The sequence below is a fragment of the Kitasatospora sp. NPDC002522 genome (assembly GCF_053595195.1).
The window spans coordinates 1-1,576 of record NZ_JBSFXE010000117.1; the positions used below are offsets into that span (position 1 = coordinate 1).

Annotated in this window: 1 pseudogene; it reads left to right on the forward strand. The window is 71.3% G+C overall.

Annotation, left to right across the window (positions count from 1 at the left end):
- Positions 1-1,576, forward strand: a pseudogene (locus ACWD4U_RS34745) (hypothetical protein); the annotation flags it as partial.

Consider the following 1,576-nt stretch of genomic DNA (forward strand, 5'->3'; position numbering starts at 1 on the left):
GAGCACGTCGGCGAGGCCGAGCTGCGCGAGGAGGTGGCGCACAGGTTCCGGGAGGCGTTCGACGACTTCCGCTTCGGCCCGACCATGCTGGGCGAACTCCTCCTGGACGAACCGGACCTGCACGACACCCTCGGCCTGACGGCGAAGACCCTCCCGGACCAACTCGGCAACCAGCACAGGTACGAGGACCTCCTGAAGCGGATACGAGACGACCACCCCGTGGCCTGGAACACCGCCCTGGACAGGGTCACCCGCGGGGGGCAGTGGGACAACGTCTTCGGCAGCGCCGCTCCCGTGCTCTACGCCCGCCACTTCGGGCCCGGACTGCTGATCGCCGACCGGATGAGCGGCCGCGTCACCGCGATCCACCGCGACGGCTCCAGCACCTACCCCGCACCCGACCAAGCAGTCCACCTCGCCACCGAACAGAACTACACCGTCGTGGTCCACTCCCCGGGCCACTACGACGCCACCACCCCCACCACCCGACCCACGCCTCACCCCGCACCCACCACCCGACGCGAAACGGACGAGTCCCGACCCCCCACGCCGGAACGGCACACCCAGGCGATGGACATCGACACGGACGCAGGCGCGGACGCCGGCGACGACCGCGGGCACCCGGGCCAGGACCCGAACCCGGACCCCACGCCGGCACTCCTGTCCGCGCCTCCGGCCGTCGGGGACGGACGCACGGACGGGACCACCGCGGTCGCCTTCCTCGGACGTATCCCGAAGGCCTTCCACGCGGCCGCGTCAAAGGACACGGTCACCGTCAACAGCAGGTCATTCGCGCTGCCGGGTTCGGAGGCCGAGCATGCCCGGTTCGCGCACCAGCCGCTGAAGGGCGAGCTGGTCGGCAGCAAGGTCAGGTTCACCAACGCCGTCGGCGAGCGGTTCGAGGAACCCCTCGACGTGCCCGCGACGCAGCAGCTCTGGCCGGCCGGCACAACCGACACGGTGTTCGGCTTGAAGGTGACCGTGCCGGGGGCGCCGGCCGATCACCCGGTGGGCGAGAAGTTTCCCGGCTGGTACGCGCGGTTGGCCGGCGCGGACGGCCACCGGGTCGTGGAGTGGTCCCGCACGACAGGCGCCCGCTTCACACCCGAGGGCGACGTGACCCCGTACGACGAGCCGACCGAGGTGTACAAGTTCCGGCTCGCGACGGAGAAGGCCGGACGGCCGTTCACCTACCCACCGGCCCCGACCGGCCCGCAGACCTTCCGCGAACGCGTCCCGGAACTCTTCTACGCCACCGCCGGCGCGACCACCGTCAGCGTCAACGGCAGGCACTTCAACCTGCCGAAGGGTGCGCGTCAGAACCTGTTCGCGAACAAGGCACTGTGGGGCGAGCGCACCGGCGACAGGGCCACGTTCACCAACACCGACGGCCAGTGGTTCGACGCCACCCTCGGTCTGAGGACCATGAGCAAGAGACCCGTCCAGCCCGGCAGCCGCCACGTGTTCGGCGTGACGATGATTGTGCCGGGGGCGCCGGCTGGCCACCCGGCGGGCGAGCCCTTCCCCGGCTGGTACCCGCGGTTGGCCGGCGCGGACGGCCACCGGGTCGTGGAGT